At 48.0% G+C, this 24,802-nt stretch carries 23 protein-coding genes; 7 read left to right on the top strand and 16 right to left on the bottom strand.

The window, feature by feature from the left end; translation table 11 throughout:
• Positions 1 to 19 precede the first annotated feature (19 nt).
• The gene (locus tag MCG46_RS03730) at positions 20 to 301 is read right to left on the bottom strand and encodes a co-chaperone GroES (RefSeq protein ID WP_020224897.1); all 282 of its coding nucleotides are present in this window, start codon (positions 299 to 301) and stop codon (positions 20 to 22) included.
• 319 nt (positions 302 to 620) lie between these two features.
• On the opposite strand from MCG46_RS03730, the gene MCG46_RS03725 reads away from it, so the two are divergent.
• The 5 genes from MCG46_RS03725 to MCG46_RS03705 all read left to right on the top strand — a co-directional run bounded on the left by MCG46_RS03725 (position 621) and on the right by MCG46_RS03705 (position 6,298).
• Positions 621 to 1,550 carry an aldo/keto reductase gene (locus MCG46_RS03725; RefSeq protein WP_240277770.1) on the top strand — a complete coding sequence of 310 codons (930 nt, stop codon included), beginning with the start codon at positions 621 to 623 and terminating at the stop codon, positions 1,548 to 1,550.
• A gap of 188 nt (positions 1,551 to 1,738) precedes the next feature.
• Positions 1,739 to 2,233, top strand: coding sequence for a hypothetical protein (locus MCG46_RS03720; protein WP_240277768.1), 495 nt, complete (start codon positions 1,739 to 1,741; stop codon positions 2,231 to 2,233).
• Between the two features lie 226 nt (positions 2,234 to 2,459).
• Positions 2,460 to 4,199, top strand: coding sequence for an ABC transporter ATP-binding protein/permease (locus MCG46_RS03715; protein WP_240277767.1), 1,740 nt, complete (start codon positions 2,460 to 2,462; stop codon positions 4,197 to 4,199).
• Positions 4,196 to 5,851 carry an amino acid ABC transporter ATP-binding/permease protein gene (locus MCG46_RS03710; protein WP_240277765.1) on the top strand — a complete coding sequence of 552 codons (1,656 nt, stop codon included), beginning with the start codon at positions 4,196 to 4,198 and terminating at the stop codon, positions 5,849 to 5,851. The genes MCG46_RS03715 and MCG46_RS03710 overlap by 4 nt, the downstream gene beginning before the upstream one ends.
• Before the next feature lie 36 nt (positions 5,852 to 5,887).
• Positions 5,888 to 6,298, top strand: a complete 411-nt coding sequence (locus MCG46_RS03705) for a YbaN family protein (RefSeq protein ID WP_240277763.1) — start codon at positions 5,888 to 5,890, stop codon at positions 6,296 to 6,298.
• A gap of 128 nt (positions 6,299 to 6,426) precedes the next feature.
• Here MCG46_RS03705 and MCG46_RS03700 read toward each other — a convergent pair whose 3' ends face one another.
• The 6 genes from MCG46_RS03700 to MCG46_RS03675 form a co-directional block, all read right to left on the bottom strand.
• Positions 6,427 to 8,199, bottom strand: coding sequence for an FAD-dependent oxidoreductase (locus tag MCG46_RS03700; RefSeq protein WP_240277760.1), 1,773 nt, complete (start codon positions 8,197 to 8,199; stop codon positions 6,427 to 6,429).
• Positions 8,200 to 8,581: 382 nt separating this feature from the next.
• Positions 8,582 to 9,310 (bottom strand): coenzyme F420-0:L-glutamate ligase, encoded by a 729-nt coding sequence (locus MCG46_RS03695; protein WP_240277758.1) that lies wholly within the window; start codon positions 9,308 to 9,310, stop codon positions 8,582 to 8,584.
• Between the two features lie 96 nt (positions 9,311 to 9,406).
• Positions 9,407 to 10,195, bottom strand: a complete 789-nt coding sequence (locus MCG46_RS03690; protein WP_240277754.1) for a hypothetical protein — start codon at positions 10,193 to 10,195, stop codon at positions 9,407 to 9,409.
• Positions 10,192 to 11,685 (bottom strand): sensor histidine kinase, encoded by a 1,494-nt coding sequence (locus tag MCG46_RS03685; RefSeq protein WP_240277753.1) that lies wholly within the window; start codon positions 11,683 to 11,685, stop codon positions 10,192 to 10,194. Before MCG46_RS03685 ends, MCG46_RS03690 begins: the two co-directional genes overlap by 4 nt.
• Complete coding sequence (locus tag MCG46_RS03680) at positions 11,682 to 12,344, bottom strand: response regulator transcription factor (protein WP_240277747.1); 663 nt, start codon at positions 12,342 to 12,344, stop codon at positions 11,682 to 11,684. The genes MCG46_RS03685 and MCG46_RS03680 overlap by 4 nt, the downstream gene beginning before the upstream one ends.
• Before the next feature lie 486 nt (positions 12,345 to 12,830).
• On the bottom strand, positions 12,831 to 13,409 hold the full coding sequence (locus MCG46_RS03675) for a TetR/AcrR family transcriptional regulator (protein ID WP_240277745.1): 579 nt from the start codon (positions 13,407 to 13,409) through the stop codon (positions 12,831 to 12,833).
• A 288-nt stretch (positions 13,410 to 13,697) separates the two neighbouring features.
• Here MCG46_RS03675 and MCG46_RS03670 point away from each other — a divergent pair, with 288 nt between their 5' ends.
• Complete coding sequence (locus MCG46_RS03670; RefSeq protein WP_240277743.1) at positions 13,698 to 14,153, top strand: hypothetical protein; 456 nt, start codon at positions 13,698 to 13,700, stop codon at positions 14,151 to 14,153.
• A 580-nt stretch (positions 14,154 to 14,733) separates the two neighbouring features.
• Here the strand turns inward: MCG46_RS03670 and MCG46_RS03665 are convergent.
• The 7 genes from MCG46_RS03665 to MCG46_RS03635 all read right to left on the bottom strand — a co-directional run bounded on the left by MCG46_RS03665 (position 14,734) and on the right by MCG46_RS03635 (position 22,506).
• Positions 14,734 to 16,953 carry a CehA/McbA family metallohydrolase gene (locus MCG46_RS03665; RefSeq protein WP_240277741.1) on the bottom strand — a complete coding sequence of 740 codons (2,220 nt, stop codon included), beginning with the start codon at positions 16,951 to 16,953 and terminating at the stop codon, positions 14,734 to 14,736.
• A 10-nt stretch (positions 16,954 to 16,963) separates the two neighbouring features.
• Positions 16,964 to 17,872, bottom strand: a complete 909-nt coding sequence (locus MCG46_RS03660; RefSeq protein ID WP_240277738.1) for an ABC transporter permease — start codon at positions 17,870 to 17,872, stop codon at positions 16,964 to 16,966.
• Positions 17,862 to 18,932: an ABC transporter permease gene (locus tag MCG46_RS03655; protein WP_240277736.1), complete on the bottom strand. Its 1,071-nt coding sequence runs from the start codon at positions 18,930 to 18,932 to the stop codon at positions 17,862 to 17,864. Before MCG46_RS03655 ends, MCG46_RS03660 begins: the two co-directional genes overlap by 11 nt.
• Entirely contained in the window at positions 18,916 to 20,439 is a 1,524-nt protein-coding gene (locus tag MCG46_RS03650) for an ABC transporter ATP-binding protein (RefSeq protein WP_240277734.1), read from the bottom strand. The genes MCG46_RS03655 and MCG46_RS03650 overlap by 17 nt, the downstream gene beginning before the upstream one ends.
• A gap of 43 nt (positions 20,440 to 20,482) precedes the next feature.
• The gene (locus MCG46_RS03645) at positions 20,483 to 21,553 is read right to left on the bottom strand and encodes a BMP family ABC transporter substrate-binding protein (RefSeq protein WP_240277732.1); all 1,071 of its coding nucleotides are present in this window, start codon (positions 21,551 to 21,553) and stop codon (positions 20,483 to 20,485) included.
• A gap of 193 nt (positions 21,554 to 21,746) precedes the next feature.
• Positions 21,747 to 22,244 carry a hypothetical protein gene (locus MCG46_RS03640; protein ID WP_240277730.1) on the bottom strand — a complete coding sequence of 166 codons (498 nt, stop codon included), beginning with the start codon at positions 22,242 to 22,244 and terminating at the stop codon, positions 21,747 to 21,749.
• A 67-nt stretch (positions 22,245 to 22,311) separates the two neighbouring features.
• The gene (locus MCG46_RS03635) at positions 22,312 to 22,506 is read right to left on the bottom strand and encodes a substrate-binding domain-containing protein (RefSeq protein ID WP_240277728.1); all 195 of its coding nucleotides are present in this window, start codon (positions 22,504 to 22,506) and stop codon (positions 22,312 to 22,314) included.
• A 16-nt stretch (positions 22,507 to 22,522) separates the two neighbouring features.
• Between MCG46_RS03635 and MCG46_RS03630 the strand changes: the two genes are divergently transcribed.
• Positions 22,523 to 22,732, top strand: a complete 210-nt coding sequence (locus tag MCG46_RS03630) for a hypothetical protein (RefSeq protein ID WP_240277726.1) — start codon at positions 22,523 to 22,525, stop codon at positions 22,730 to 22,732.
• A gap of 17 nt (positions 22,733 to 22,749) precedes the next feature.
• On the opposite strand, the gene MCG46_RS03625 is transcribed toward MCG46_RS03630, so the two are convergent.
• Together MCG46_RS03625 and MCG46_RS03620 are read right to left on the bottom strand one after the other, a co-directional pair.
• A complete protein-coding gene (locus tag MCG46_RS03625; protein WP_240277724.1) occupies positions 22,750 to 23,406 on the bottom strand; it encodes a Crp/Fnr family transcriptional regulator in 657 nt (218 codons plus the stop codon).
• Between the two features lie 144 nt (positions 23,407 to 23,550).
• Complete coding sequence (locus MCG46_RS03620; protein WP_240277722.1) at positions 23,551 to 24,708, bottom strand: hypothetical protein; 1,158 nt, start codon at positions 24,706 to 24,708, stop codon at positions 23,551 to 23,553.
• Positions 24,709 to 24,802: the final 94 nt, after the last annotated feature.

Genomic DNA, 24,802 nt, shown 5'->3' with positions numbered 1-24,802 from the left:
ATTCCTCCTTATTTTTTATTTATTCAATTACAGCCATGATCTTGGATTCCTGGACTAACAGATATTCCACACCGTCGATCTTGACTTCTGTTCCGCCGTACTTTTCGTAGATAACACGGTCGTTGACTTTGACGCAGCAATCTACATGCTTGCCGTCAACTTCATGTCCGCCGTTGACTGCCAGCACCTTGCCGACGGTCGGTTTTTCTGTGTTTTTGTCAGTCAGGATAATCCCGCTGGCGGTTTTTTCTTCTGCCTTTTCTTTCTCTAAGAGCACAAAATCATTACATGGTCTAATCATCGTAATTCCTCCTTATCGCTCACCTTAGCACTCTTGCTTCATCAGTGCTAGCACTTATTATTATAGTCTGCCAAGCTTCTTTGTCAACACTTCTTCGCGACTTTCTGCAAGAAATTCTAAATTGACAGGCTGTGTTCTAAGTCTATCGTACAGAAACAGCGAAGCTTCGCCCTTTTTGACAGCTGAACAGATAATCAATCCTCAAGGAACCACGCCGAAGCAGGCCGTTTCAGTCACAGGTTTTAAAACTGAAGCTGCCTGATGAATTCCCTTTCCTTCGCTGACAATGATATAATGAGAAAAAGTCAGGAGGAAACATATGCTGAAAAGAAAACTAGGAAAAACAGGATTGGATGTTTCGGCGGTGGGCATGGGAACCTGGAACATTGGCAATCAATGGGGCGAGCTGGATGAAAAACAGGTTTACGATACAATTCAGACCGCTTACAACCAAGGTATTACCGTTTTTGATACAGCGGATGCATACGGCATCCCTGGAGGCTGTTCGGAGGAGCGGCTGGGACAAGCCTTAAAAGGCTTGCGTGAAAATGTCGTCTTCATCTCCAAATTCGGCAACTGGGCCAAACGTTTCGGCGGAGCGATGCAGTTTACCTGTGGCGATATCGTGATCGAAGCCTGCCACGCTTCGCTGTTTCGCTTACAGACAAATTACCTGGATGTTGCGCTGTGTCATCTCAATGATTTAAAACCGGAGGAAGTCGAGCCCTGGCTGGATGGACTGGATGAGCTGAAACGGCGGGGATTGATCCATCATTATGGAATCTCAACGGATGATCTGAATGTCCTGAAAGAATTTAACCGCCGCGGCAGCTGCGAGGTGGTTGAGCTGGATTATTCGCTGATCAACAAAGCCCCGGAAACCAACGGCATGCTGGACTACTGCCTGAATAACAACATCGGCGTGCTTGTCCGCGGCCCATTAGCCCAAGGCATTCTTTCTGGTCATTATACCCGTGAAACACACTTCACGGACACGATCCGAACTCCGTTCAATGAAGGCGGCAGTGCCCGTGAGGTTTATCTGCAGAAAATGGACCGCTTAGACCGGATCATCGCCGCTGTAGGCCGTGAAAATCTGATCGAAACCAGTCTGCGCTATATTCTTAACCATCCTTGCCAACCTGTCGTTATTCCCGGGGCCAAGTCGCCAAAGCAAGCCGCCGCTAACGCCGCTGCCGGCAGCGCTTTATTAGAAGACGAATTATACGCCAAACTGAAAGCCTGTTAAGACACTTCCATATTATTCTTTTAATTCCTGCCCATCGGCGAATTCCGATGGGCTTTTTTTATGCCCGAATTTTTAACAGATCATTGCAAAAATCGATCAGATACGATAACCTGAAATCAGGACATCGGACATTTCATCAGCTTGTATAGGATTGAGAAATGACAAAAAGAAAAAGGAGGTTCTTAATTATGCTTTCCCGAAAACTAATCTGCTTTATGCTTAGCCTGCTTCTGCTTTCTGCCTGTGGATCCAAGAAAAGTGCGCTGGGAGCTGAAATTTCAAAAACACCTGAACCTCTGGTTATTGACGAAACGCAGCTGGAGCGTTTGAGTGAGATGGAAGATGACTACTATCTGTTATTCTGCGATGAAAAGGATACCGTTCACGGCTGTTCGATCCTCTTAAAAGAAATCGCTAATTGCACACTGAACAATCCAAGCGCACTCTATGTCTTTTATATGGAACCCATCCTTTGGTTTACCCGGCTTCCTGACACCACTGAAGACTATGAGAAAATCTTTGAGGAGGGCATGGAATCTTTCAGTGCGTTCTTTTCCAAACAGCGATTGAGAAGTATCCCTGCTCTGCAGCATCGTTCACAGAAGAAAATTACAGATTCCTTTTATCTGTTAAATACCGAGAATACGCTGCAGGATCTTCCCGCATGGCTTGAAGCTCAATAAAAGCAGACATTCATTTCTGCGAGAATCTAACTCTGGCTCAGCCCCTGTGAATCCTGAAGAAAATGCAAATCATTGTTAGCTTAATTTAACTTTTTGATTGACAAACTGGTTAATCAGTGTTAAATTTCATCATGTTGAAGATAAAAAGAACGCGGGTACATTATCCGCATTCTTTTTAAGCTTAATGTTATCTTAAGTTAACATTTTGATGGGAGGAGTTTTCTCAATGATGATCAATAAACGACTGATTCAGGCCGTGCCCGAATCCAAACAGGCTATCCGGGATCAGGTTTTGCTGCAATGGGGCAGTTTGATCGCCAACATGATCATTTTATTTACCTTCGCTTTTGTGTTGGAAGCCTTATGGAAAAATCAGCTGAACGCTCTGCAGCTAAGCTTAGCGGCCGTACTTATCTTCGGCAGTTTGGTGGTCCGATGGTTCTGTACAAGCGCCGCCAGCCGCAAAAGCTTCGAGGCTTCGCGCTCTGTCAAGCAGATTTTGCGCCGGCAGATCCTGGAAAAATTACTGCGTCTGGGCGTGAGTTATCGGGAACAGACTGCGACAGCGGAGATCGTACAAATTGCGGTTGAAGGCGTTGATCAGCTGGAAACCTACTTTGGAGCTTATCTGCCGCAGTTTTTTTACAGTATGCTGGCACCGCTGACACTGTTTGCTGCGCTTTCCTGGATCAGCCTGCCTTCGGCATTAGCCCTTCTGTTCTGCGTTCCACTGATTCCCATTGCGATTTCGGCTGTACAGACCTTTGCGAAGAAACTGCTGTCTCGCTATTGGGGTCAATACGCTTCTTTGGGCGACAGCTTTTTAGAAAATCTGCAGGGTTTAACAACCTTAAAAATTTATCAGGCGGATGAAGCGATGGCCAAGAAAATGGACGTTGAAGCTGAGCATTTCCGCAAGATCACCATGCGGGTGCTGACGATGCAGCTCAATTCGATTATCATCATGGATTGGGTTGCTTATGGCGGGGCGGCCTTGGGTGTGTTTCTGGCTGCGGCGCAGCTGCAGGCGGGATCGATTACACTGATGCAGGCGTTGGCCATTATTTTCTTATCCGCTGAATTTTTCATTCCGATGCGGCAGCTGGGCAGTTTCTTCCACATTGCAATGAACGGCATGGCTGCCAGCGACAAGATTTTTCAGCTGCTCGATCTGCCCGAACCTTCCGAAAAAACAGAAATCATCACCGAAACCCATCCGACGATTGAGATTCAAAACTTAGGCTACCAATACCAGCCTGATCAAACGGTATTGAAGAACATCAACGCTTCCTTGCCTTACGGCAGCTTGATTGCGATCGTCGGGGAAAGCGGCAGCGGCAAATCAACACTGGCCAAGATTCTGACCGGACAAAATCAAAACTACAGCGGCAATGTCCGGCTTGGATCCCTGGAATTAAACCAGATCCGTGAGACCAGTCTGATGAAAAATGTGACTTATATCGGTCACAGCAGCATTCTGTTTAAAGGCACCGTTCGCGAAAACCTGTTAATCGGCAATCCGCACGCCGATGATTCGCAGCTCTGGGCCGTTCTTGAACAAACTCGGCTAGCTGATTTTCTGCGCAGTGAACAAGGCCTGGACACTGTCCTGCTGGAAAAAGCCGCCAATCTGTCAGGCGGTCAGATCCAACGGCTAGCTTTAGCCCGCGCATTGCTGCATGATACGCCAATCTACATCTTTGACGAAGCAACTTCCAATATTGATGTCGAAAGTGAAATTGATATTCTCAACCAGATTCACCAGCTGACCCACCGGCATTTGGTCATCCTGATTTCCCATCATTTAACTCAGGTTCAGCATGCGGATCAGATTCTGGTTCTGGAACAGGGTCAGCTGAAAGAAGTTGGAACGCATGATGATTTATTGAAAAACAACGGTGTCTATGCTGATCTATGGCACACCCAGAAGCAGCTGGAGACCGGCTGCGAGGAGGTAAACGCATGAAAACTCGGAATACTTATACGCTGTGCCGACAAATGATCGGTCTGGTTAAACCGTTGAGCGGCTGGATGGTGATGGCTGTAACCTTTGGTTTTCTTGGTCATCTTGGAGCTGCTTTCATTACTATTGAAGGCGCGGGTGTGCTGCTCAGCATTATTTTTCCAGGCACCGCCGCATATCTGGGCAGCTTGTGGCTGATCGTTGTCCTAGCTTTGCTGCGTGGTATCTTACGGTATGGTGAACAGGCTTGTAATCATACGATAGCCTTTCGCTTGCTGGCGCTGATCCGTTCCCAGGTCTTCAGCGCCCTGCGGAAATTGGCACCGGCAAAACTAGAAGGAGCGGACAAGGGGAATTTGATCACATTGATCACTTCTGATATTGAATTGCTTGAAGTCTTTTATGCTCATACGATTTCTCCCATTCTGATCGCCTTGTTCATGAGCCTGTTTATGACGCTTTGGATCGGACGCTTCCACCCGCTGTTAGGGGCCATAGCGCTGACTGCTTATGTCACTGTCGGAATCCTCGTTCCGCTCTATATCCACCGAAAATCGCAGGGTTTAGGCGCACAGCTTCGCCGGCAATCGGGAGCTTTGAGCAGTTCGGTTCTGGAAACGATGCGTGGACTTTCGGAGATCCTGCAGTTTGATGTTGGCAAACAGCGTCTGGCTGATCTGGATCAGCGCACGGAAAGCCTGGCCAAGCATGAATTGACGATGAAAATTCTCAATGGAAAAAACATGGCCCTGACGCAGACGCTGGTTTTGCTTTTTGACAGTCTGCTGCTGATCGCTGCCGGATTGCTCATCCATACAGGTCAGTTGGATTTCAGCAGTGCGGTGCTGGCCTTTGTCGGTCTGATGAGCTCCTTCGGACCGGTCATCGCTCTGGCCAATCTGGGCAGTACGCTGCAGAATACACTGGCCAGCGGCAACCGTGTGCTGGACCTGCTGGAAGAAACGCCGGTTGTCGATGAAATCACCGGTCGGCCGCAGATTAACTTCACCGGCGCCAAGGCCGAGAATCTGAGTTTCAGTTATGGAGAAGAAGAAATTCTTTCCGATCTGTCGCTCGATATCCCGCAGGGACAAATCACCGGCATCGTCGGACGCAGCGGCAGCGGCAAATCAACCCTTCTCAAACTCTTGATGCGCTTCTGGGAAGTCCGGCAAGGCAGATGTACACTGTCCGGCACATCGATTTCCGACATCAACACGGCCAATCTGCGGGAACTGGAAAGCTATGTTACCCAGGAAACCCATTTGTTCCATGATACAATTGCCAACAATCTGCGGATTGCCAAACAAGACGCAACCCTGGAAGAAATCCAGGAAGCCTGCCGCAAAGCTTCCATTCATGACTGGATTCTCACGCTTCCCCAAGGCTATGATACCCCAGTAGGTGAGCTGGGCGATACCTTATCCGGCGGAGAACGGCAGCGGCTGGGTCTGGCTCGGGCATTTCTGCATTCAGCGCCTTTGATTCTTCTGGATGAACCCACTTCCAATCTGGACAGCCTGAACGAAGCTATCATTCTGCATGCGCTGCAGAAAGAAACCCAGGATCGAACCGTCGTCCTGGTTTCCCACCGCGCCTCAACGATGCGGATTGCCGATCAGGTCATCCCCGTTGAAAACGGAAGACGCAGCTGATGAGACATCGATATAAGGAAAAAGGAGAAAAATAATATGAAACGAACTCTCTTGATCTTGCTGGGTACTGTCAGTCTGATCCTCGGCGCTCTGGGTGCTGTCCTGCCGCTGCTTCCGACCGTTCCCTTTCTGTTATTCACGGTCTGCTGCTATGCAAAAAGTTCCCAGCGGCTGCATGCCTGGCTTCTCAATACCGCGCTTTATAAGCAGAATCTGGAAAGCTATGTTCAGGGAAAAGGCATGACTGCAAGGACAAAATTACGGATTATGACGGCAGTTACACTGATGATGGCCTTGGGATGGATCATGATGTCCCGTGTTCCTGTCGGCCGGTTTATTCTGTTGGGCGTCTGGCTTTTTCATGTCCTGTACTTTATTTTTGGAATCCGCACGCTTCCGGAAAATGGGGGCAAAGTCCCCATCACTGAAACTAAAGAAGAATACTGAGCGAAGATCCTCCTCCGCGACCTGCCCTTGCCTCTTTGAAAAGTTCGGCCAACAGAAAAGACGCTTCCTCTCAGCTTGAAGGAAGCGTCCTATTTTTTTGATTAAGACCTGCAAGTGTCCGCTGCGGTTTATTTGGCCGCGGCTGCCGTACCGGCAATCCGGCCGGTTGTAGCATACAGACCTAAAGAAGCTGCCAGAACATAGTTCTCGTTATAGAAATAACGATTGCTCATCTCACCAGCCGCAAACAGCCCCGGGATCGCTTCACCGGTCTGATTCAGGACCTGACCGGTTTCACTGGTCAGAACTCCGCCCTGAGATCCGAAAGTCGTCGGATAGAAGATCACGGCATAGTAAGGAGCCTGATCCAAAACCACTAAATTTTCAGGCGCTTTCCCGAAATCTTCGTCTTTTCCGGCTTCTGCCTGCTGGTTGTAGCGGTCAAAGCTGGCCTTCAGCGCGGCGGCGTCGACCTTCATGCCTTCCGCCAAAGCTTCAATCGTATCCGCTTTGACTACGGCACCGGCGGCTGCTCCTTTTTCCAGAATTGCAGCTATATCCGCATCACTGGAATCATAAATATAGTAGAATGGGGCATTGCCGTCCTGAATCATATCTGAACCTAAAGCATCATAATAGACTGCACTTTCGCTGGCAAAACGTTCTCCTTTTGCGTTAACTCCCAACTGTTTGTCGGTCGTCAAGGCTGCCGCTTCAGAAACGCTTTTGGCAAGAACCGGATCCACGGTAGTTGCACAAATCGAAGTAAAGAAACTCTCAAATGGAACAGCTCCGGCTTCCAATGCCATGGTCATGCCGTCCCCTGTTGAACCTGCCGCCGCAACCGAGATCGTCTGCGCCTGGGCAACCTTCGGTGAATACTGCTTAACCATTTCATCATTCGCAGAAATCCCGCCTGTCGCTAAAACGACGCTGGAGGCATTAAAGGTAATCACTTTATCTGCCGTTTCCGCAACGATTCCGACAACAGCACCCTGATCATCTATAACCAGCTTCTCGCCCTTGCATTCTGTGATCACTTCGATTCCCTGGCTCTCTGCGATCTTGACCATTTCATCAATCAAGCCGCGTCCGCCGGCCGGATTATGCGCTGTCGGATACGGTCCAAACCCGGTAAAAGCTTCCCAGGTCACACCTTTTTCCTGCAGCCAATCGACCGTATCTCCGGTTTTGGCAACAATCTCTTCCCATCGTGTCTCATCCGGATAGCCGGACTTTTGACCAGAATAACTCATCCGTTCATCCCAATACTTACGGAACGTATCCAGAGAATCATCAAAATCAGTTTCGTCATACAATTTGGAATCAATGCTGATCAAATAGCCGCCTGCGATCGCCGTCGTGCCGCCGGTCACCGCCTGTTTTTCAATGACGACAACATCAGCACCCGCTTCTTTGGCGCTTAAGGCAGCGCTCATTCCGGTAATTCCAGAGCCGACCACGACAACATCGGTACTGCGGCTTTCTTCTGTCTTGGCTTTCGCCGTCTGATCGACAGCTTTCTTAAGCTGTTCTACATCGCCGCCTGCCTGCTTAACGCAGTCTTCAATCGCAGTCAGGATCCCCTTGCTCGTGTTGGTTGCCCCTGCAACCGTATCCACAGCCAGGCTCTGGCTGCTCATCACGCTCTGTGGAATCTTTTCGAATGCCGGATCACTGATCCCCGCCGTTTCTTTATGTTCTTTAATCGTGATTGACGCGATTTCCGTTTCGGTAAAGGTTACCTCTACCGTAATCGGATCGTTGTTGCCATCGCCGCTTCCGATATACGTTCCGGCTTTGAACAAACTGTCTCCGTCCGAAGTTGGTGTTTTCGGACTGCTGGAGCATCCTGCTAAGCATAATAGAGATGCTAAGCACAGACAAATCAGCTTTTTCATGACTTTCCCTCCTTGACATGCATCAATGCATGTTTTCTTTATCACAATTATACATCCATGCATAAAATAGTGCAAGGGTAAGAAAGGGACTGTGACAAATCAATAAAAAAGAGAAAACCTGAGCGCTCCAGCCTAGACTCTGAGTTTTCCCCAATTTCATAGTAAAACGCTAAAAGGAAAGCGTTCTGAAAACAACTTAATCTGTTCAAGTCTGTTTTTCGGTCTGCTTTTTCCTTTCCTGTCTCTTGTGGATAACTTACCGCTTATTTTATCCTTTCAGAACTTTTAACCAAACCAGTGACCGTGTGCAGCTAACAGCGCTGGAAAGACTACTTCTTTCAATTCTAAACGAATCCTCCTCCGTGCAGACTCGGCCTGTTTCTCATTCCAGAGATACGTCCTCAGCTTGAATTTCCGATTTTAAAACCGGACGGAGAATCCCGATCGGCGTACTCTGATCACTCTGCCCCAACGGATTATCCCTGAGGATTTCTGCCAGTTTCCGGCGATTGACAGACGCCGGCCAGACGCCCAGGATTTCGGCTCCGTAATCATTGATATCCACAATTGCGGCCGGATGGCCCAGCAATAAAGCACAGTGCTCCGCCGTCCGCTGAGGATCCTGCGGCCCCAGCACTACATATTGATGATATGGGTGCAGGGTGTAATCACAGGGTCCATCAATCACCGCCGCTTTCCTTCCGGCCACACGATAAAACCAGCCTTTCCGGCCTAAAAGCTTACCGAGCATGCCGACTGCGGCAGCCAGCAGGATTCTCAGAACACCGCATTCCTCGATCGCCATCTGCATGGTTTCCGGCATTCCCAAACCAATTCCGCGAGGTGTTTTGGTTACAAAACGACTGAGCAGCCGCGCCAGACGGCCCGGCACAATCGCTAACAGCGGAAAGGCCCGGCCCTGGGTGCAGGCCACCATTTTTTCACTCATGAATACAAGATCTCCTTTTTCCAGCTGCGGCGCCACGACCTGCCGAAGCAGCTCGTCCAGATCATCCTGATCTGTGATGACCGGCGTCTTCAGAGCGTAGCGGTCATAGCTGTATCCAAAGACCTCGATTCTTTTCTGTTTGTTTTCATTCACCTTTAACATCACGACGTCCTCTTTTCATGAGAACAGCTTAGACGGGTGTTGTTGGCAGAGTGTATGCAAATTGTTATGAAGTTGTAAAAACTGAAGACATTGAAATTATTCGTCAGCGGCCTGAAAACTTGCGTCCTCTATGGATATCAGCAGATTCTCCGCAAATGATCCGGTGCCGAAAGCCATCGGCCGCCCATCCGCCAGGTTTGTATAGAGATAGCCTTTATGTCCCTGAGAATCGGCAAAGACCGACAGCGCGATCTGGTTTTTCATCTGCACGGCGTAAATACTGGTCAGCGACGACATGTCAAATTCCGGCCGGTTGATTTCAAGCCAGGCTTTTGCCTGACTCTGAATCTGCTGCTCAGTTTCCGATGAAATTTCCAGGGGCCGGGCAGTCTCAAAATTCACCTGGGCAGCCAGCACCTCCTGTGTTTTTTCGTCCAGACAGACTCCATAACTGATCTCATCTGCATTTCTCTGATGCAGAAACAAGATCAGCATCGTCTCTGTTTCTTCAATCATGGCATATTCCTGAGTCTCTGTTTTGATCGCGGAACTGTAATTGAAATCCCACAGCCAGCCCTCAACCGTCAGTTCCAGCCCAAAATAACGGTTCAGGGTATCCACTGCCAGCTGTTTCAGACGTTCCTCTTCACTGGACATGACAGCCGGCCCGCTGTTAGAGGGATAATCACGGACTATCAGCGATTCCGATTGAGCGGAACAGCCGGTCAGGATGTTCATCAGCATCAGGCTGACCAAAAGCCGCGGCCAGCGTACGCCGCTTTGAGAAGGAACAAGAAAAAGTCGAGGGCATATCATTTCAACAGAAAAGCGAAGCCCGTCTTTCAACTGTGTTCCGGTCTTTTTTGTCTTACACTTCAGGATCATAGACAGCCTTCCTTTCCCGCTTTCGTTTCCGCAGCCGCTGGTTTATTTCCGAGCTGATTTTTTTCCGATGCCGCTGGGTGTTCTGAAGGCAGCGGAAAGACAAAGCGAATCTCTGTCCCGGAATGAAGCTTGCTTTTCAGTTCCACTCGGCCGCCATGCGCCGCTACAATCCGCTGGGTCAATGCCAGTCCCAGACCGGCTCCATTATGCTTCCGCGTCCGGGCTTTATCCTCCATGACAAAGGGCTCCAGCATCCGTTCCGGATGCGGGTCCTGGATCCCGCAGCCTTCATCCCGCACAGCGATGATTATTGATGTATTCAGACGGAAGGCACTCAGCCAGAGGCGGCCGCCGGCAGAACTGGCTTTGACGGCATTATCCAGCACATTGCGCAGGGCCGCCTGCATCAGTTCTTCGTCCATTTCCAGCTCCAGCGGTTCACTTTCCACGATCAGCTTCAGCTGTGCCGCCTGAAGCACAGGTTCCAGCCGGACAGCGGCCTGCTTCAGCAGTAATTCCACGGAATGTGATTTCAGCTGCGGCAGGGGCTGAGCAGCCATGATCAGCTGCATCAGCCGGGATGACAGCTGTTCCATTCGCCGAGCTTCGGATTCGATGACATCCAGAGCCTGTTCAGCATCTTCCGGTTTCATCGCTGTCCGCCTGAGCAGCTGCGTATAGCCTAATATCGACGTCAGCGGCGTCTTCATTTCATGGGATAAATTATGTATGAAAATTTCCTTTTCCTGGTTGCCGGTTTCCAGCTCCGCGACCTTTTGTTCAACGGTTTCAGCCATGTGGTTAAAATTCACGGCCAGCGCCTTCAGTTCCTGGCTGCCGCTGAGGTCTAAGCGCTGGTGCCAGTTCCCCGAAGCAATCTGCCGTTCCCGCTCTGCCAGCAGCTCCACCGGCCGAGTCAGCCGCCGGCTGATCACAATCATGGCGCCAAGATAGGCTGCAGAAGCCACAATGTTGATGATCAGAAAAAGCCACCGCTGATGCTCCTGATCCGAGCGAAGTTCTGTAATCTCCGTACTGGTCTGCACGATCAGGGTTCGAGAACTCAGCGCCACCTGATGAGCGGAAATCAGATATTCCCGATCTCCAGACGTCTTTGTTTTCAGCCAGATCTGATCCGGCTGCGGAAGTGTCAGCTGATCATCAGCTATCTCCGGAAACTGATTCTCAGCGATGCAGACGCCGTGGTCATCTAAAATCCGAACGCCGTTTTCCAGCGCGTTTTCCTTCAGCATCTTTTCCAGCTGATTCCTCAGCTGTTCATCCAGGGATTGGACTGACGGATAAAACTGAAGCAGTGAAACCGTCGTCGTCAAAAGACCGTCGAGCGCCCGATTCTGCCCGATCATCGCGTCAAGCTGGTCCTGAAAGCGCTGATGGGCACTGATTTCAATCAGTGTCAGACCGGCTCCGTTAAAAATCAGGGCAAACAGCGCAAAAGCACTGAGCGCCAGCTGATAGCGCAGTTTCATGGCCGGTCCTCAAGCCGATAGCCGATCTTATACACGGATACAATCTGCCGGCTCAGGCCCAGCTTCCGCCGCAGGGAGGCAACGTGCATGTCCACAGTCCGAGTCGTGCCTTCATAATCATCGTGCCAGACTTTTTCCAGTATTTCCTCACGGTAAAGAGCAATATTCCGGTTGCGGACAAAAAAGACAAGCAGATCAAATTCCTTAGGCGTCAGCTCTAAACTATGGCCCGAAGAATCTCTGACCTGGCGCTGATCCTCATCGATGCAGAGATGCTGAAATGTGAGAATGCCGTTTTTTCTTCCGGTCCGCCGCAGGACACTTTCCACTCGGGCAAGCAGTTCCATCATTTCAAACGGCTTGGTGATGTAATCATCCGCTCCGGCCTGCAGCCCCTGCACCTTGTCTGCCAGCTGAGTGCGGGCACTGACAAAGATCACCGGCACCTGATAGCGGCGGATCTTTTTCAGAATTGAAAATCCGTCCTCCTCGGGAAGCATAACATCCAGAAGGATCAGATCCAGTCCGCCCTGTTCCAGAGTTTCTAGGATTTGTTTTCCATCGGGCAGCTCCGCTGTCTGATACCCGGCTGTTGTTAAAGCCAGGCGCATCAATGTCCGGATTGCCTCTTCATCTTCAATCAGCAGTATTTTTCCCATAGTTCCCCTCTCTGATTCTCTGACCCCGCAAAAGTCCCACGTCCGTCCTGATCATTGCAGAACAGGCGCACAAAACCGAAGCTAGCTGCCCTTCCTCAGATCCATTTCAGCGGATCTATCAGGAAGTCTCTTCATGGCTGACAATAAGCATCCTTTATTTTTTGACATCCAGCCTGAACCGGAGTTTTCAGCATCATTTCCTTGAATGACTCTATTATAACAGCCTGTGCCTTGAAGCAATGTTTACAAATTACGGAAGATCATGAAGAAAAAGAGTCGAATCTAACTTTTTGGGGAAAGGAATTGAAAAAAGCAGGCAGAGAAACAGACTTGAAGAGAGCCTATGTTTCCAGAATGCTTTTCATTGGATCATTTCACGATAAAATTGGGGAAAACTCAGAGTCTAGGCTGGAGCTCTGTGGTTTTCACTTTTTTACTGATTTGTCACAGTCCCGCTTTTCCGATGTTCATTTTAAGATCATCCCTTCAAGCACCGTAACGGGCAGAAAAAAGCTCGACAAACATTTGGGCATCCTGAATCAGCGTTCGCTGTTTCAGAACAAGTTCCGAATTCTCAGTTTTTCGCAATTCAGTCATACCATAAACAAAGATATACAAAAACTGAAGCATTTCTTCAATCTTGGCATCCGCTCTTAACTCCCCCTTATCCACAGCCTTCTGCATCGCTTCTTCCTTGATCTGATACACTTTCTGTGAATAATCCTGCATGGGAATTTCCGGTTCGCCCTGACCGCCGACTCCAATCTGGCGAAGCAGGGATTGGCTGGATGAACAGTAAATGATATCCTTCTCTAATTTTTCATAGATCGAACACGCCTGTTCAAAGATCTGCTTGTACTGATCGACAACATGAATTTTTTCCTGTTCAATCACTGCCGCATACAGTTCTTTTTTATTCTTGAAATAGTAATACAAGGGTCCGCGAGTGACTCCCGCTTCCTTTCCAATGGCTTCTAAATTCGTTCCGGCATACCCATAACGGGAGAAATGTTCTTTCGCGATTTCCATAATTTTCTGTTTGGTCTGTTTCTCTGCGTTTCCCATATTGATTCCCCTTTAATTCTTTCTATTATATCACTATTTGATCGTTCTTCGGCGCCGGGATCACAGAACTGACCACTTATTTTGCAATCAATTTGTATCCCGGTATCGAAGAGTAGGAACAATGGAAAAAGGAGATTGACCTTTCCCCTTTATTTTTTAGACTGTAAAAAGCTTACTCGTTCGTTTATAATATGAGTAACAGACTTTCGCCGCCGATTCTCATCAGGGAAGTATTGATCGTCGGCATGAATAACTGTGATACTGCGGTAATTCCGCCATGGAGGAAAAATGAAAAAAATCTTAACTCTCGTCTTAGCCTGCCTGATGATTGCGGGTTGTTCCAGTGCGCCAAAAAAGCAAACGACTTCCTGCAGCTACACTCAGGAAGGATTCATGACTGCAACGTACAACCTGACAGCAGAAGAAAATCAGATCACGGTCATGTCAATGAAGATGACTTATGACAAAGCGATGTTCGGAAACATGGACTTTTCAGCGCTTTCTGAGGAAGAGAAAACGCAAATGACCGACGCCATTCTGGCGCAGTCTGGTTTTTCAGCGGAAATCAAGGGGATTAAAACGACGGTTGACATTCAGGATACCATCAGCGCTACAATTGAAATCGATCTGAAAGAAGTAGATCCGACGATGTTAAGCAATCTTGGAATTGATCTTTCCAATGCCGAAATGAAAATGGATACGATTGTTCAGCAGATGAAAGATCAAGGCTTTCAGTGTAAATAAGCACGGCTGCACCGAAGGTATAACTGAGCTGCCGGATAAAAACAGGTCTATGGAGGACAGCGATATCAGTCTGGGATAACATCCCAGCTCTGACGGCAGTCCAATTCAGCTCTGTCCCCTGCTCACCCAAGCGGTTCTGGGTTATTCATCAGCTATTTTTAATCTAGGTTTTCTTTGATTTCACAAATAAAAAATCAGGGGTATCCCCAGCCTGAACCCGTTTAACGAAAGTTCATTCTGCCCCCTAATTGGATGAAATCTATGCCTTGCAGCAACTCATCTGTTCTCTGGATGAGTTTTCTTTTGCTTTTCAGTCAGCGACAGAATTGTTTAAACCGCTTGGGATACGCTATTATCCATGCAGACCGACTGAATAAAATCAACAGAAAAACGACCGAAAGAAAAACTTCCTGTGTGGGAATGAAGCGTAATCAGAAAAAGAGGAACAGACATGCATGGGGCAGCTGCACCAATCTTGTCTGTTCCTTTTAAACCCTTTTCAAATAATCCATCGAAGGAATCTTAAAGAAAAGCATTCCTTGTTCGGATACAATTCTGATTTCGCATCAAAGCGCAGGGCTTATCCGCGTTTGACCCAGATCGGAGAACACCAGGCGCAGTGATCATCAGCCTGTTCCACCCGCAGATAGTAATAATCTTCTTCGCCGCGTTCACTGTCTTCCACCGTGAAGTCCATCGCCTGACCGCAGCCTTCCATTTCAACAAGAACTTCGTTATTCTTGATGATCTGGACTGTACGGATATCGTTGACGGCCAGCACGCTGACATCCAGCTTAACGCTTTCCCCCGCTGGGATCATAATTTCTTCACCCATATGATGGCTGCCGATTTTAAGCGATGCCAGAATCCGAGCACCGCTGGTACCATAGGTGAAACGGTTATAAATCGCAGACCAGACGTTTTCACTGGTCAGTGTCGGTACGAAAGCACCTAAGATTCCGCCTTCTACGCCATGTTCCATCTGATGCGAATCCGAACCGGCAATAAAGCCTAAATGATATCCGCGAGCCAGGGCATCCTGAGCGCAGTGCCGTTCAAATTTCATGATGTTTTTGGTATATTTTGACTGATTTTCAAATTTTTCGTAATCCGCATGACGCGAGAAAATTTCAACGACGCGCTGGACTTCTGGATCATGGTAATCCCAGTCTGTGGCCGCGGAAACTAATCCCCAGTTGGCTGCCGGATGATGCGGAATACACTGTCCGCCGTCTTTCTTGATGCTCGCAAACAGAACCGTCGGATTATTGCCTTCCGGATCGGTGCTGCGGTACAGTCCGCCGGTGCTGGATGGATAGTAAACATTTTTATGTCCGAAGTCATGCTTGTATTCATTTGACGTCCATTCATAAGCCAACAGAACCGCAAAGTTCTTTTCGCCATTGAACAGATTACGGGTTGTACGATTCCATTCCCATTCCGAATCCGTTGCGATGTCTGGATAATCATCATGATCGGTTAAGGCGCAGAAATCCATCTTAGCGTCTTTGATTGCATAATGATAATACTGATCAATCTCGCCTAAGGCATCCGACAAATTGGACTGTCCGTGAATATCACCGAAGGTTAAAGACAGGTTTTCATAGCCGTTTTTCTTCAGCCATGCCGCAACTTCTTCCTCACTGCGGCTGTCCAAGGCTTTTTCGGCCGGAATTGGCTGCACGAACTGATCAATCTTCTTTTCAATTTCCAGATCATAGAACTGCGGCAATACCTCCAGAGCTACTTCGTTGTAGACAATGGATGCATAACGATGCATATGGCCGTTCTTGTTGCCAAACTGCCAGATATAATGCAGAACATTCTTTTCATCTAAGGCGATATGCGGACGAACAGCGCACTGGCTGTCATTGTAGGTAATGACGACCGGTTCCGACCAAACGCCTTCCAGATCACGGACGCGGATGATCGCATTGTATTTTCCCCAGGTATATGTTACGACCGTATAGCCTTGAGAATTCGCAGTGATATCAATGTTATTGTACCAGTTGCGGTTTTCTGTCAGCACCGTATAGTTGGAAACGACCGCCTGACCCGCTTTCACTTCAACGTCAGCGACGTTATTGCTGAAATAGCAATGCTTGCCATTCTCATACCAAGCCACGGTTACTTTGTTTCCAACCCTTGTCATCACTGGATGCGTGCTGTAAATCGCCGTCTGATTCAGCTTGATTTCTTCGCCCCACTCGCCGTCGATTTTAGCCCGGACAACGACATCATAATTGACGCCGTTATACAAATCATAGGCCACAAAGCAATGTCCCTGACCATCATGATCAAAGCATGGGCGATAGCTCTTCACGGCGGTGTTCACCTTTTCCAGGGTCACTGTTTCACCCAGGGTGGCAACAATCGTATCGCTGAAACCGACGCCCTGACGGTTATAAACAACAACCGGATGCGTTCCGTCATCCTTGACCGACGGATAGAATAAGGCTTCGCCTTCATCGATCACCTGAACAGCCCCAAATACCCCGTCTTTGTATTCGCGGACACACAGCTTCCAAACTTCGTTTTCAAATTCAGACCAAGCCGTGATGATCCGATCCTTGAAAGTATGTATACTTGGCCGCAGCGCCAGGCCGGAGCCGGAAATCTGAACTTCGTTATGCGGATGATTGTCGATCATCTGGGCAAACTGAATCACCTCTGTGTGATCGAGATACTTTTCCCAAACCACAAAGGTTTCGTTCTGGCTGTTGACCGTGACATCAGGATACTGGCAGCTGCTCTGCCAGATATCGGTAATCGCAACGGACGTACTCTTGAAATGTTCCATAGTTCCTCCTTTATTCATCTTCATATTTACCCACACCGGCAGGCGGCTGAATGTTCTTGACGCCAAAGGCCAGAACCAGCAGCGTGACGATATATGGAATCATTTGAACCAGCTGCGAAGGAATTCCGTAGCCTTGAACATAAATCTGAACGGCATCGCACAAAGCAAACAGCGAGCCGCAAAGCAAAACGCTGAGCGGATTGTAGCGCGACAGGATCGCAATGGCGATCGCAATGTATCCGCGGCTGGCCGACATATCCCGAACAAACATGTTCAGACTGTCGATCGACAGATAGGCACCGGCTAAACCAGCCAAGGCACCGCAGACCAAAACACCGATATATTTCATCCGGCGAACCGGGATGCCCATGCTGCTGGCCGCTTTCGGATTCTCACCGACCATGCGCAGCCGCAGGCCAAACGGCGTTTTAAATAAGATAAACCAGCTGAGAATACAGGCTGCAATCGCAAAGATCAGAAGCACCGACTGACGGCTGAAAATATCGCCCAAAACCGGAATATCTTTCAGGAATGTCAGTTTGGTATTGACCGAAGCTACAGCTTCAGAGTTGCCTTTATTGCCCCAGATAATCTGCATCAACAAGGTCGATGCCGCCGTTGCCAATAAGTTTAAGCCGATACCGCTGATGACCTGATTGACTTTGTAGCGGATACACAGCACGCCATGGCATAAGCCAAAAATCATTCCGCCTAGGATTCCGCATAACAAGCCGATCCAGGCATTGCCGGAATAAAAGGAACCTACGGCCGCGGTGAACGCGCCGGTCAGGATCATGCTTTCCAAGCCGAGCGCCATAATTCCGCTGCGCACGGAATACACACCGCCCAAGGCCGCTAAAATCAGCGGAATTGACATCGAGAACATCGTGCTTAAAATGCCTGTCACATTATTCAGCATGACTCTGTCCCCCCTTCTTCTTCCGATCTGCGCCGATCAGCGCCCGGATCAACAACGGCGCTGAAACAAAGATAACGACCAACGCCTGAATGACGCTGACAAATTCCGTTGGAATCTGGCTCATCATATTCAGATACATCGCTCCAGTTTTCAAGGCGCCGAAGATGATGCCGGCCAGAATGATTCCAAGTGGCGAATCACTGGCCAGCGCGGCCACGGAGATGCCGCTGAATCCATATCCTGGTGAAAAGCCGCTGATAAAGCGCTTGCCGACACTGGTTACATGCACGGCTCCGCACAAACCAGCCAGCGCACCGCTGAACAGCATCGCCTTCATCATGACGCCGCCGACTTTGATGCCTGCCGTTTCCGCAGCCTTCATATTCAAACCCACGGCCCGGATTTCATAACCGAAACGTGTTTTTTCAAGGATGAATTTAACTACAAGCGCCGCAATCACAGCGATGACAATCGCCCAGGTCAGCTGATAGCCAGGAATCATCTTCCCTAACAGCGCACCTTCAACAATTTTGTTGGTCTGGGCAACCGCACCTTCTGCTTTCAATGGATAATTGACCAGATAATCACAGAAATTGATGATAATAAAGTTTAACATTGTTGTCGTAATGACTTCATTGGACCCAAACTTAACCTTCAGAAAGCCGATCAGGGCTCCGGACAAGCCACCGCCGATCACACCGCAGAGGATGGCCAGAAACAGATGAACCACACCGGGCAGCGGCAGCGGCGTCATGCCGACTAGGGCCGCAACCATCGCCCCGGTATACATCTGACCTTCAATTCCCAGGTTGGTTAACGTCGCTTTTTTGGCAATCATAAACGCCAGGCCGGTAAAGATCAGCGGTGTTGCCTGAATCAGCGTGTTGGTAAAGGAACGCACCGATCCCAATGATCCTTCAATGATCACAGAATACGCAAAGATCGGATCATAGCCGCATAATAACATGATGATGCAGCTGACCAGAATTGCCAACGCGAAGGAAACGATGGAAATCAAGATGGGACTGGTCCGGATCAGGCGGTTAGACAGCTTGCTCATGACGCTCCTCCTTTCCGCCGGTCATCAACAATCCTAATGACAGCTCATCGGTGTCTTCTGCTTTCTGCACACTGACGATTCGGCCATCATAAATGACCGCAATCCGGTCCGACAGCGATCGAACTTCATCGAGATCCGCTGAAATTAACAGAATGGCTTTGCCTTCATCGCGCAGCTGCAGCAGCTGATGATGAATATATTCCATCGCGCCGACATCGACGCCGCGGGTTGGCTGAGCTACGATCAGAACATCCGGATTCTGCTTGAAGACCCGGGCAATGACGACCTTCTGTTGGTTTCCGCCGGACAGCGAGGAGACCAGTTCACGGGCATTCGGCGTTTTAATCATATAGTCATTGACCGCTTCATCCGCATAGCTTTGAATATTTTTCTTTTGCAGCATACCCTGCTTCAGAAACTGCGGTTCATCATGGTAGCCTAAGATCAGATTATCTTCAATCGACATTTCACTGACTAAACCGCGGGTCAGCCGATCTTCCGGAATATGCCCGATTTTATGTTTCAAAAAAGTATGCGCATCGCCATGGATCGGCTCGGATCCCATCGTAATGGTTCCGGAATCCGCCTTGCGCAGTCCGGTCAGCACTTCAATCAATTCCGTCTGACCATTGCCCTCAATCCCGGCAATCCCGAGAATTTCGCCTTTGCGGATCGTCAGCGATATTCCGCTGAGTATCTGAACACCGCGTTCGCTCAGCTTAAGATCCTGAATTCGGAAATAGTCTTCTCCCAGATTGGTATTTTCCCGGCGCACGTTCAATTCCACTTCCCGGCCAACCATCATTTTAGCCAGATCGTTTGTCGTGACATTGCCTAACGGCAGACCGGATTCCACCATTTTCCCATCGCGCAGAACCGAAATGCGGTCGGCAATCGCCAGCGTTTCCTTCAGTTTGTGCGTAATGATGATAATGGATTTCTTATCATTCTTTAAATTCCGCATGATAACAAACAGCTCTTCCACTTCCTGCGGTGTTAAAACCGCAGTCGGTTCGTCCAGAATCAAAATATTAGCGCCGCGGTAGATCGCTTTGAGAATCTCTACGCGCTGCTGCTCACCCACCGACAGCTCCTGAACCTTGGCCCGCGCATCAATGTTGAAATGAAACCGGTCGATCAGCTCCTGAATCTGCTGTTCGGCCTTTTTTTCATCAATCAGCCAGCCTTTGCGCGGCTCATGATTGACGATGATATTTTCCGTTACGCTCATGACTGGGGAAAGCATGAAATGCTGATGCACCATGCCGATTCCCAGCTGAATTGCGTCTTTGGGGCTCTTGATCTTAACCGGCTTGCCGTCGATGCGGATTTCTCCTTCATCCGGCGATGTCATCCCGTAGAGGATTTTCATCAGCGTTGATTTGCCGGCTCCATTTTCTCCCAGCAGGGAATGAATCTCTCCCTCACCTAAAGAAAAGGAAACATGATCAACAGCTCGTACTAATGGATATTGCTTAACAATATCGATCATTTCTACACTGTTCATTGTTTCCTCCTTTTTCTTTTACAAAATCAACTTGGTTGTCAGCTTATTTTGTATACTGATTGGAAGATACCCAGCTTTCCAGTTCATCTTCAGTTTCGCAGATGACCAGTTCGCCGTTTTGAATCTTAGCTTTGATATCCGCAATCGCTGCCGCAATATCTTCAGGAACTTCAACATTGGAGAACTCATTGGAATATCCGACGGCTTCTTCCTTCAAGCCGCTGATCTTCACGCCTTCCGTCCATGTGCCTTCAACTAAAGCCTTGACTTCGTTGTAAACCATTTCGTTGACGTTGCGGATGGAAGTCGCTGCGATATAATCTGGTTCGATAGCATTCTGATTTCCGCCGACACCGAAGGCATAACGATCTGCTTCCTTCGCCGCGGTAAAGACACCCTGTCCAGCTGCCCCGGCAATGTGCTGAATGAAGTCAGCGCCCTTGTTATACATCGACAAAGCAATGTTTTTACCTTTATCGGAATCCTTGAAATCACCGACTGTCGCTGTTAACACTTCACATTCCGGATTCACATACTTAACGCCTGCTTCAAAGCCGACGACGCCGGAACGCAGATTCGGATTGTCCATGCCTAAGATAACCCCGACAACATTATCGGCATTGGCTTTCGGCATCTCTGACAACGTGCCCAAGCCAGCATAAACGCCGCACAGGAATGTCTGTTCCTGCCATTTTGTAGAAACAGCGCTGACATTTGGCAGCTCGATTGAAGAATCAATGATGGAGAATTTCTGATCTGGATAATCTGCCTGAGCTGCGGTCAGAGCATCATTCTGGTCAGTAGCCAGACCAATGATCAAATCATAAACGCCTGCGTCAGCAAACTGACGGTAAGCCGCTTCAAAATCACTGGCAGAAGCTGGTTCAACATACTGAAAATCAATGCCAAAGTCTGCTTTGGCTTGGCTCAGTCCATCATAGGACATGTCGTTGAAGTTCTTATCGCCCAGTCCCCCGGTGGACAGAACGATCGCTACTTTAATCGGCTGATCACCGTTGTTGTCTGTGCCGCCTTGTTTACCGTTGTTGCCTGAGCAGGCAGCCAGCGATAAAGTAAGCAGTGCGGCGGTACAGAGAAGTCCTAACTTTTTCATCTTTTCCCTCCTGGTAAGCTTAGCGCTTACAAATACAGTAGATTTATATCATGGAAAAGCTTACAAAAAAAGTGACAAATGTCACTTTTACTATATTTCCTGTGATTCTTTCAATTTCTTTTGTAAGCGTTTTCCACACTGCGGTTAAATCGTCATTTCTATGCATATTCACAGACACGCTTGATCCTGTTCTCTACTTTTTATTGAAAATTTCTTCTATATACATAGGACCCGCTTGACCACAGCAAACGCGAATTTTTGTAATATCAGTCAAACCTTCAAAATAGGATACTTCCACACCGATACCGTAAACATCAATTCCATAACCAAATCCATCATCCGTTTTTACATTTAAGAAATAATGTCCGTCTTCTATGCACATTACATCCAGCAGTCTTCTTTCAATATCGGCTTCATCAAGAAGCATTATCGTTCCTTCTGAATTGACATATTCACCAGCAAAGGAAGCAAAATTCCCAGCCATAATTTCTTCGTGATTAAGCCCCGAATCGACTATATTCTCCCCATTCTCCACCGGATCATGATTAAACTGAGGATTTTCATCCGGGCTTGGCTTGATCCCCACTTCTTGGTTTAATTCAGAATCTTCCTTGTGATTTTCCTTCTCGTTTATGTAAGAACAACCCATCAACAAAAATGCAGCACTTAGACCGATTACTATTTTTTTCATCATTTTCACCTTATTTCCAGCTTCCTTTCTTACCATAAAAACAAATCGCTTTCGTCAGTCCATCTGCTCATGTGTTGAAAGCTTTTAAATAATCCGAAAATCGCTTCACCGATTCATTCGCGGCTACATCTTTGCGGATTAATACATGAACCTCAACCTCGACCTCCAAGTCCGCTAAAGGCAAAGCAACAATTCCCGGATATTCCGTATATTGCCAGCCTGCATTAAAGCTCACCGCAAGTCCGCTTTGAACAAGCTTCATAATCAGATTCCGATCTGTGAACTTAGACGCTAATGGCGGGGCTCCGGCGGGCACACCAATTCCCAACGCGCATGAAGTCATGGAAGCTGCCATAAAAGCGGGATTTGTTTTCAAAGCGGATACGGTAGAGGCTTGTCCTTTCCTGAATCTTTTATGCTTTGACTTTCCTGCTGCTTCTAACCAAACAGCCGCTACACATCAGTTTTCTGGTTATCTGCCGATGTGAGAATTTTTTAATTTCGTTTACTCTTCCCGCTTTTTAACCAATTTCTTTCTTTGTTCAGAGGTAATGGTTAAGGTATTTCCTTCTTTTCCAATCAGCCCTTCATTTTTAAACTGGCTGAGTAGTCGGTAAACCGTCCGTCGGGAACAGCCCATAAATGCTGCCAGCTCTTCCCTCTTGATCTTGATTCGAATAAGATCCCCGCTTGGTTTCAGCGCATCACATAACCGCAGCAGATAATCAATCAGCTTGATATCCATCGAATTAGTAGGATAACGGGATTCGTTAATCGAAGATTCATAAAACTGATTAGCCCAGTAACAAATCAAGTATTCCTTAAATGGATCACAGTCCGACAACAGGATATACAGATCTTCCTTACTGATCCGATAACCGCAGCAGCGTTTATCAACTTTCAGCGAGCAGCAGTAACGATGATGATCCGAGAAGATTTCCATCAATCCGACAAAACGGGCTTCATAATTGGTCACATAGGTATAGGCAATGCCGCGGGTGTTAACGCTCTGCACATCCAGTACGCCTTCGGTGAATATATAGCCGCAGGTAACGGGCGCACCTTTTTCAATGATCGTATCCCCTGGTTCAAAGGTGACCGGAATCAGCCGCATCCGCACACGTTCGGGAATGGATTCTAAAACTTTCTCAAAACTCTGCATTCGTACTCACCTCTTGTTTCTCTGGTAAAGATTATAGCTTATTTTAATAGGGGTGAAAATGCTTTCCTGTAAAAAGTCTCAGATCTTCCGCAAAGCCCTTAAGCAAACACTCCTTGGATCAAATTTCTACTCTATCAAGCTGTTTTAATTGGCTTTAGCTTCGCTTGATTCCTGCAGGCATAATTTTTCTTTAGTTACGGGATGAATCAGAAACTGTTGAATTTGCCCGTTTTCCATCTGAACCTGCACTAATAAATATCCTCCCAGGGGTGAAATTTCGGCTGAAACTCCGCCTTGAAACTCACTGATGACCACTGTTTCAGCCCCCTGTTTTCGCATTAACAGAAGTCCGGGCGCTCTCGTACCCGACTGCGCTGAAAGCACAGTTCCATAATAATAACCGGTTTCAGAAATACATACCTGGCTATTAGCGAGCGAGCCTAACTCCTGGGTCTGACCGATTCCATTAGCTCCGGCTTGGAAAACAAGCGTACCCGTTTCATTCTGTGTTTGGAAAAATAACTCATTGTCCCGGTTTCCGATATATTCCACAGATGCCCTCTCTGCCCCAAAATCAGGGATAAACGAAATTTCAATCCATTGATCCGGCAAACGTGATGCAAAATTCCAGATCCAGTATCGCTGCTCAGAAGAATTCGTTTCCTTCTCTGAGTTTCCCGCTACCTGCAAAATTAAGCGCTTGTCAACCGCAGACACAACTTTCACTTTTTCACAGCCTTCAACTCGATCCCAGAATGAATTTTCATTGATTGCAAAGCCCTGACTTAACACGATTCGCCGCAAAATATTGTCCGTGATGACATAGGCATTTATCCCGTGAACCGCGGCTTCCAGAGGGACTTTCAAGATATCTCTGATTTCCCCTGCTGAACGATCCCAAATGACAACCGCTGCGGGAATGAAGGATTCATCTTCAAGAAAATAAAATTCTTTTGCCGCAATGGGCAGCGTTGAATCCGATGATGCGGTCAGCCATATTGCAAGATAGCGCTCATTAACCACTGTGATGCGCCGGATTTTTATTTCACCCAACGCTTGTTCTGATGCAAAATCCCAGATTTCGGATTCTCCGGTTATCGTATTCATGCGTAAAATAGCGTGATGATCCAACGTAGGTGTCCATAAAACTCCATCCATCAATATTGAATCGGAATTTTGATCTGTATACCAGTATTCATGACTTTCTGAAATCACCGGAACTTTTTCCGCTGCACAGGCACTGACAAGCAGTGCGGACAGGATCAGCCCAATACCTATTTTTCTGCCTTTTCCTTTTTTCATTGCATCTTCCTTCATTCTTTCCTGTATTTCAGCGTATCTAAGATTCAGAAATCCAGCAGGATCACAAAAGCTGAATACATCCACTTCTGATCAA

The sequence above is a fragment of the Holdemania massiliensis genome (assembly GCF_022440805.1).
GTDB lineage: Bacteria > Bacillota_I > Bacilli_A > Erysipelotrichales > Erysipelotrichaceae > Holdemania > Holdemania massiliensis_A.
This window is presented reverse-complemented; position numbering and strand designations above follow the sequence as displayed.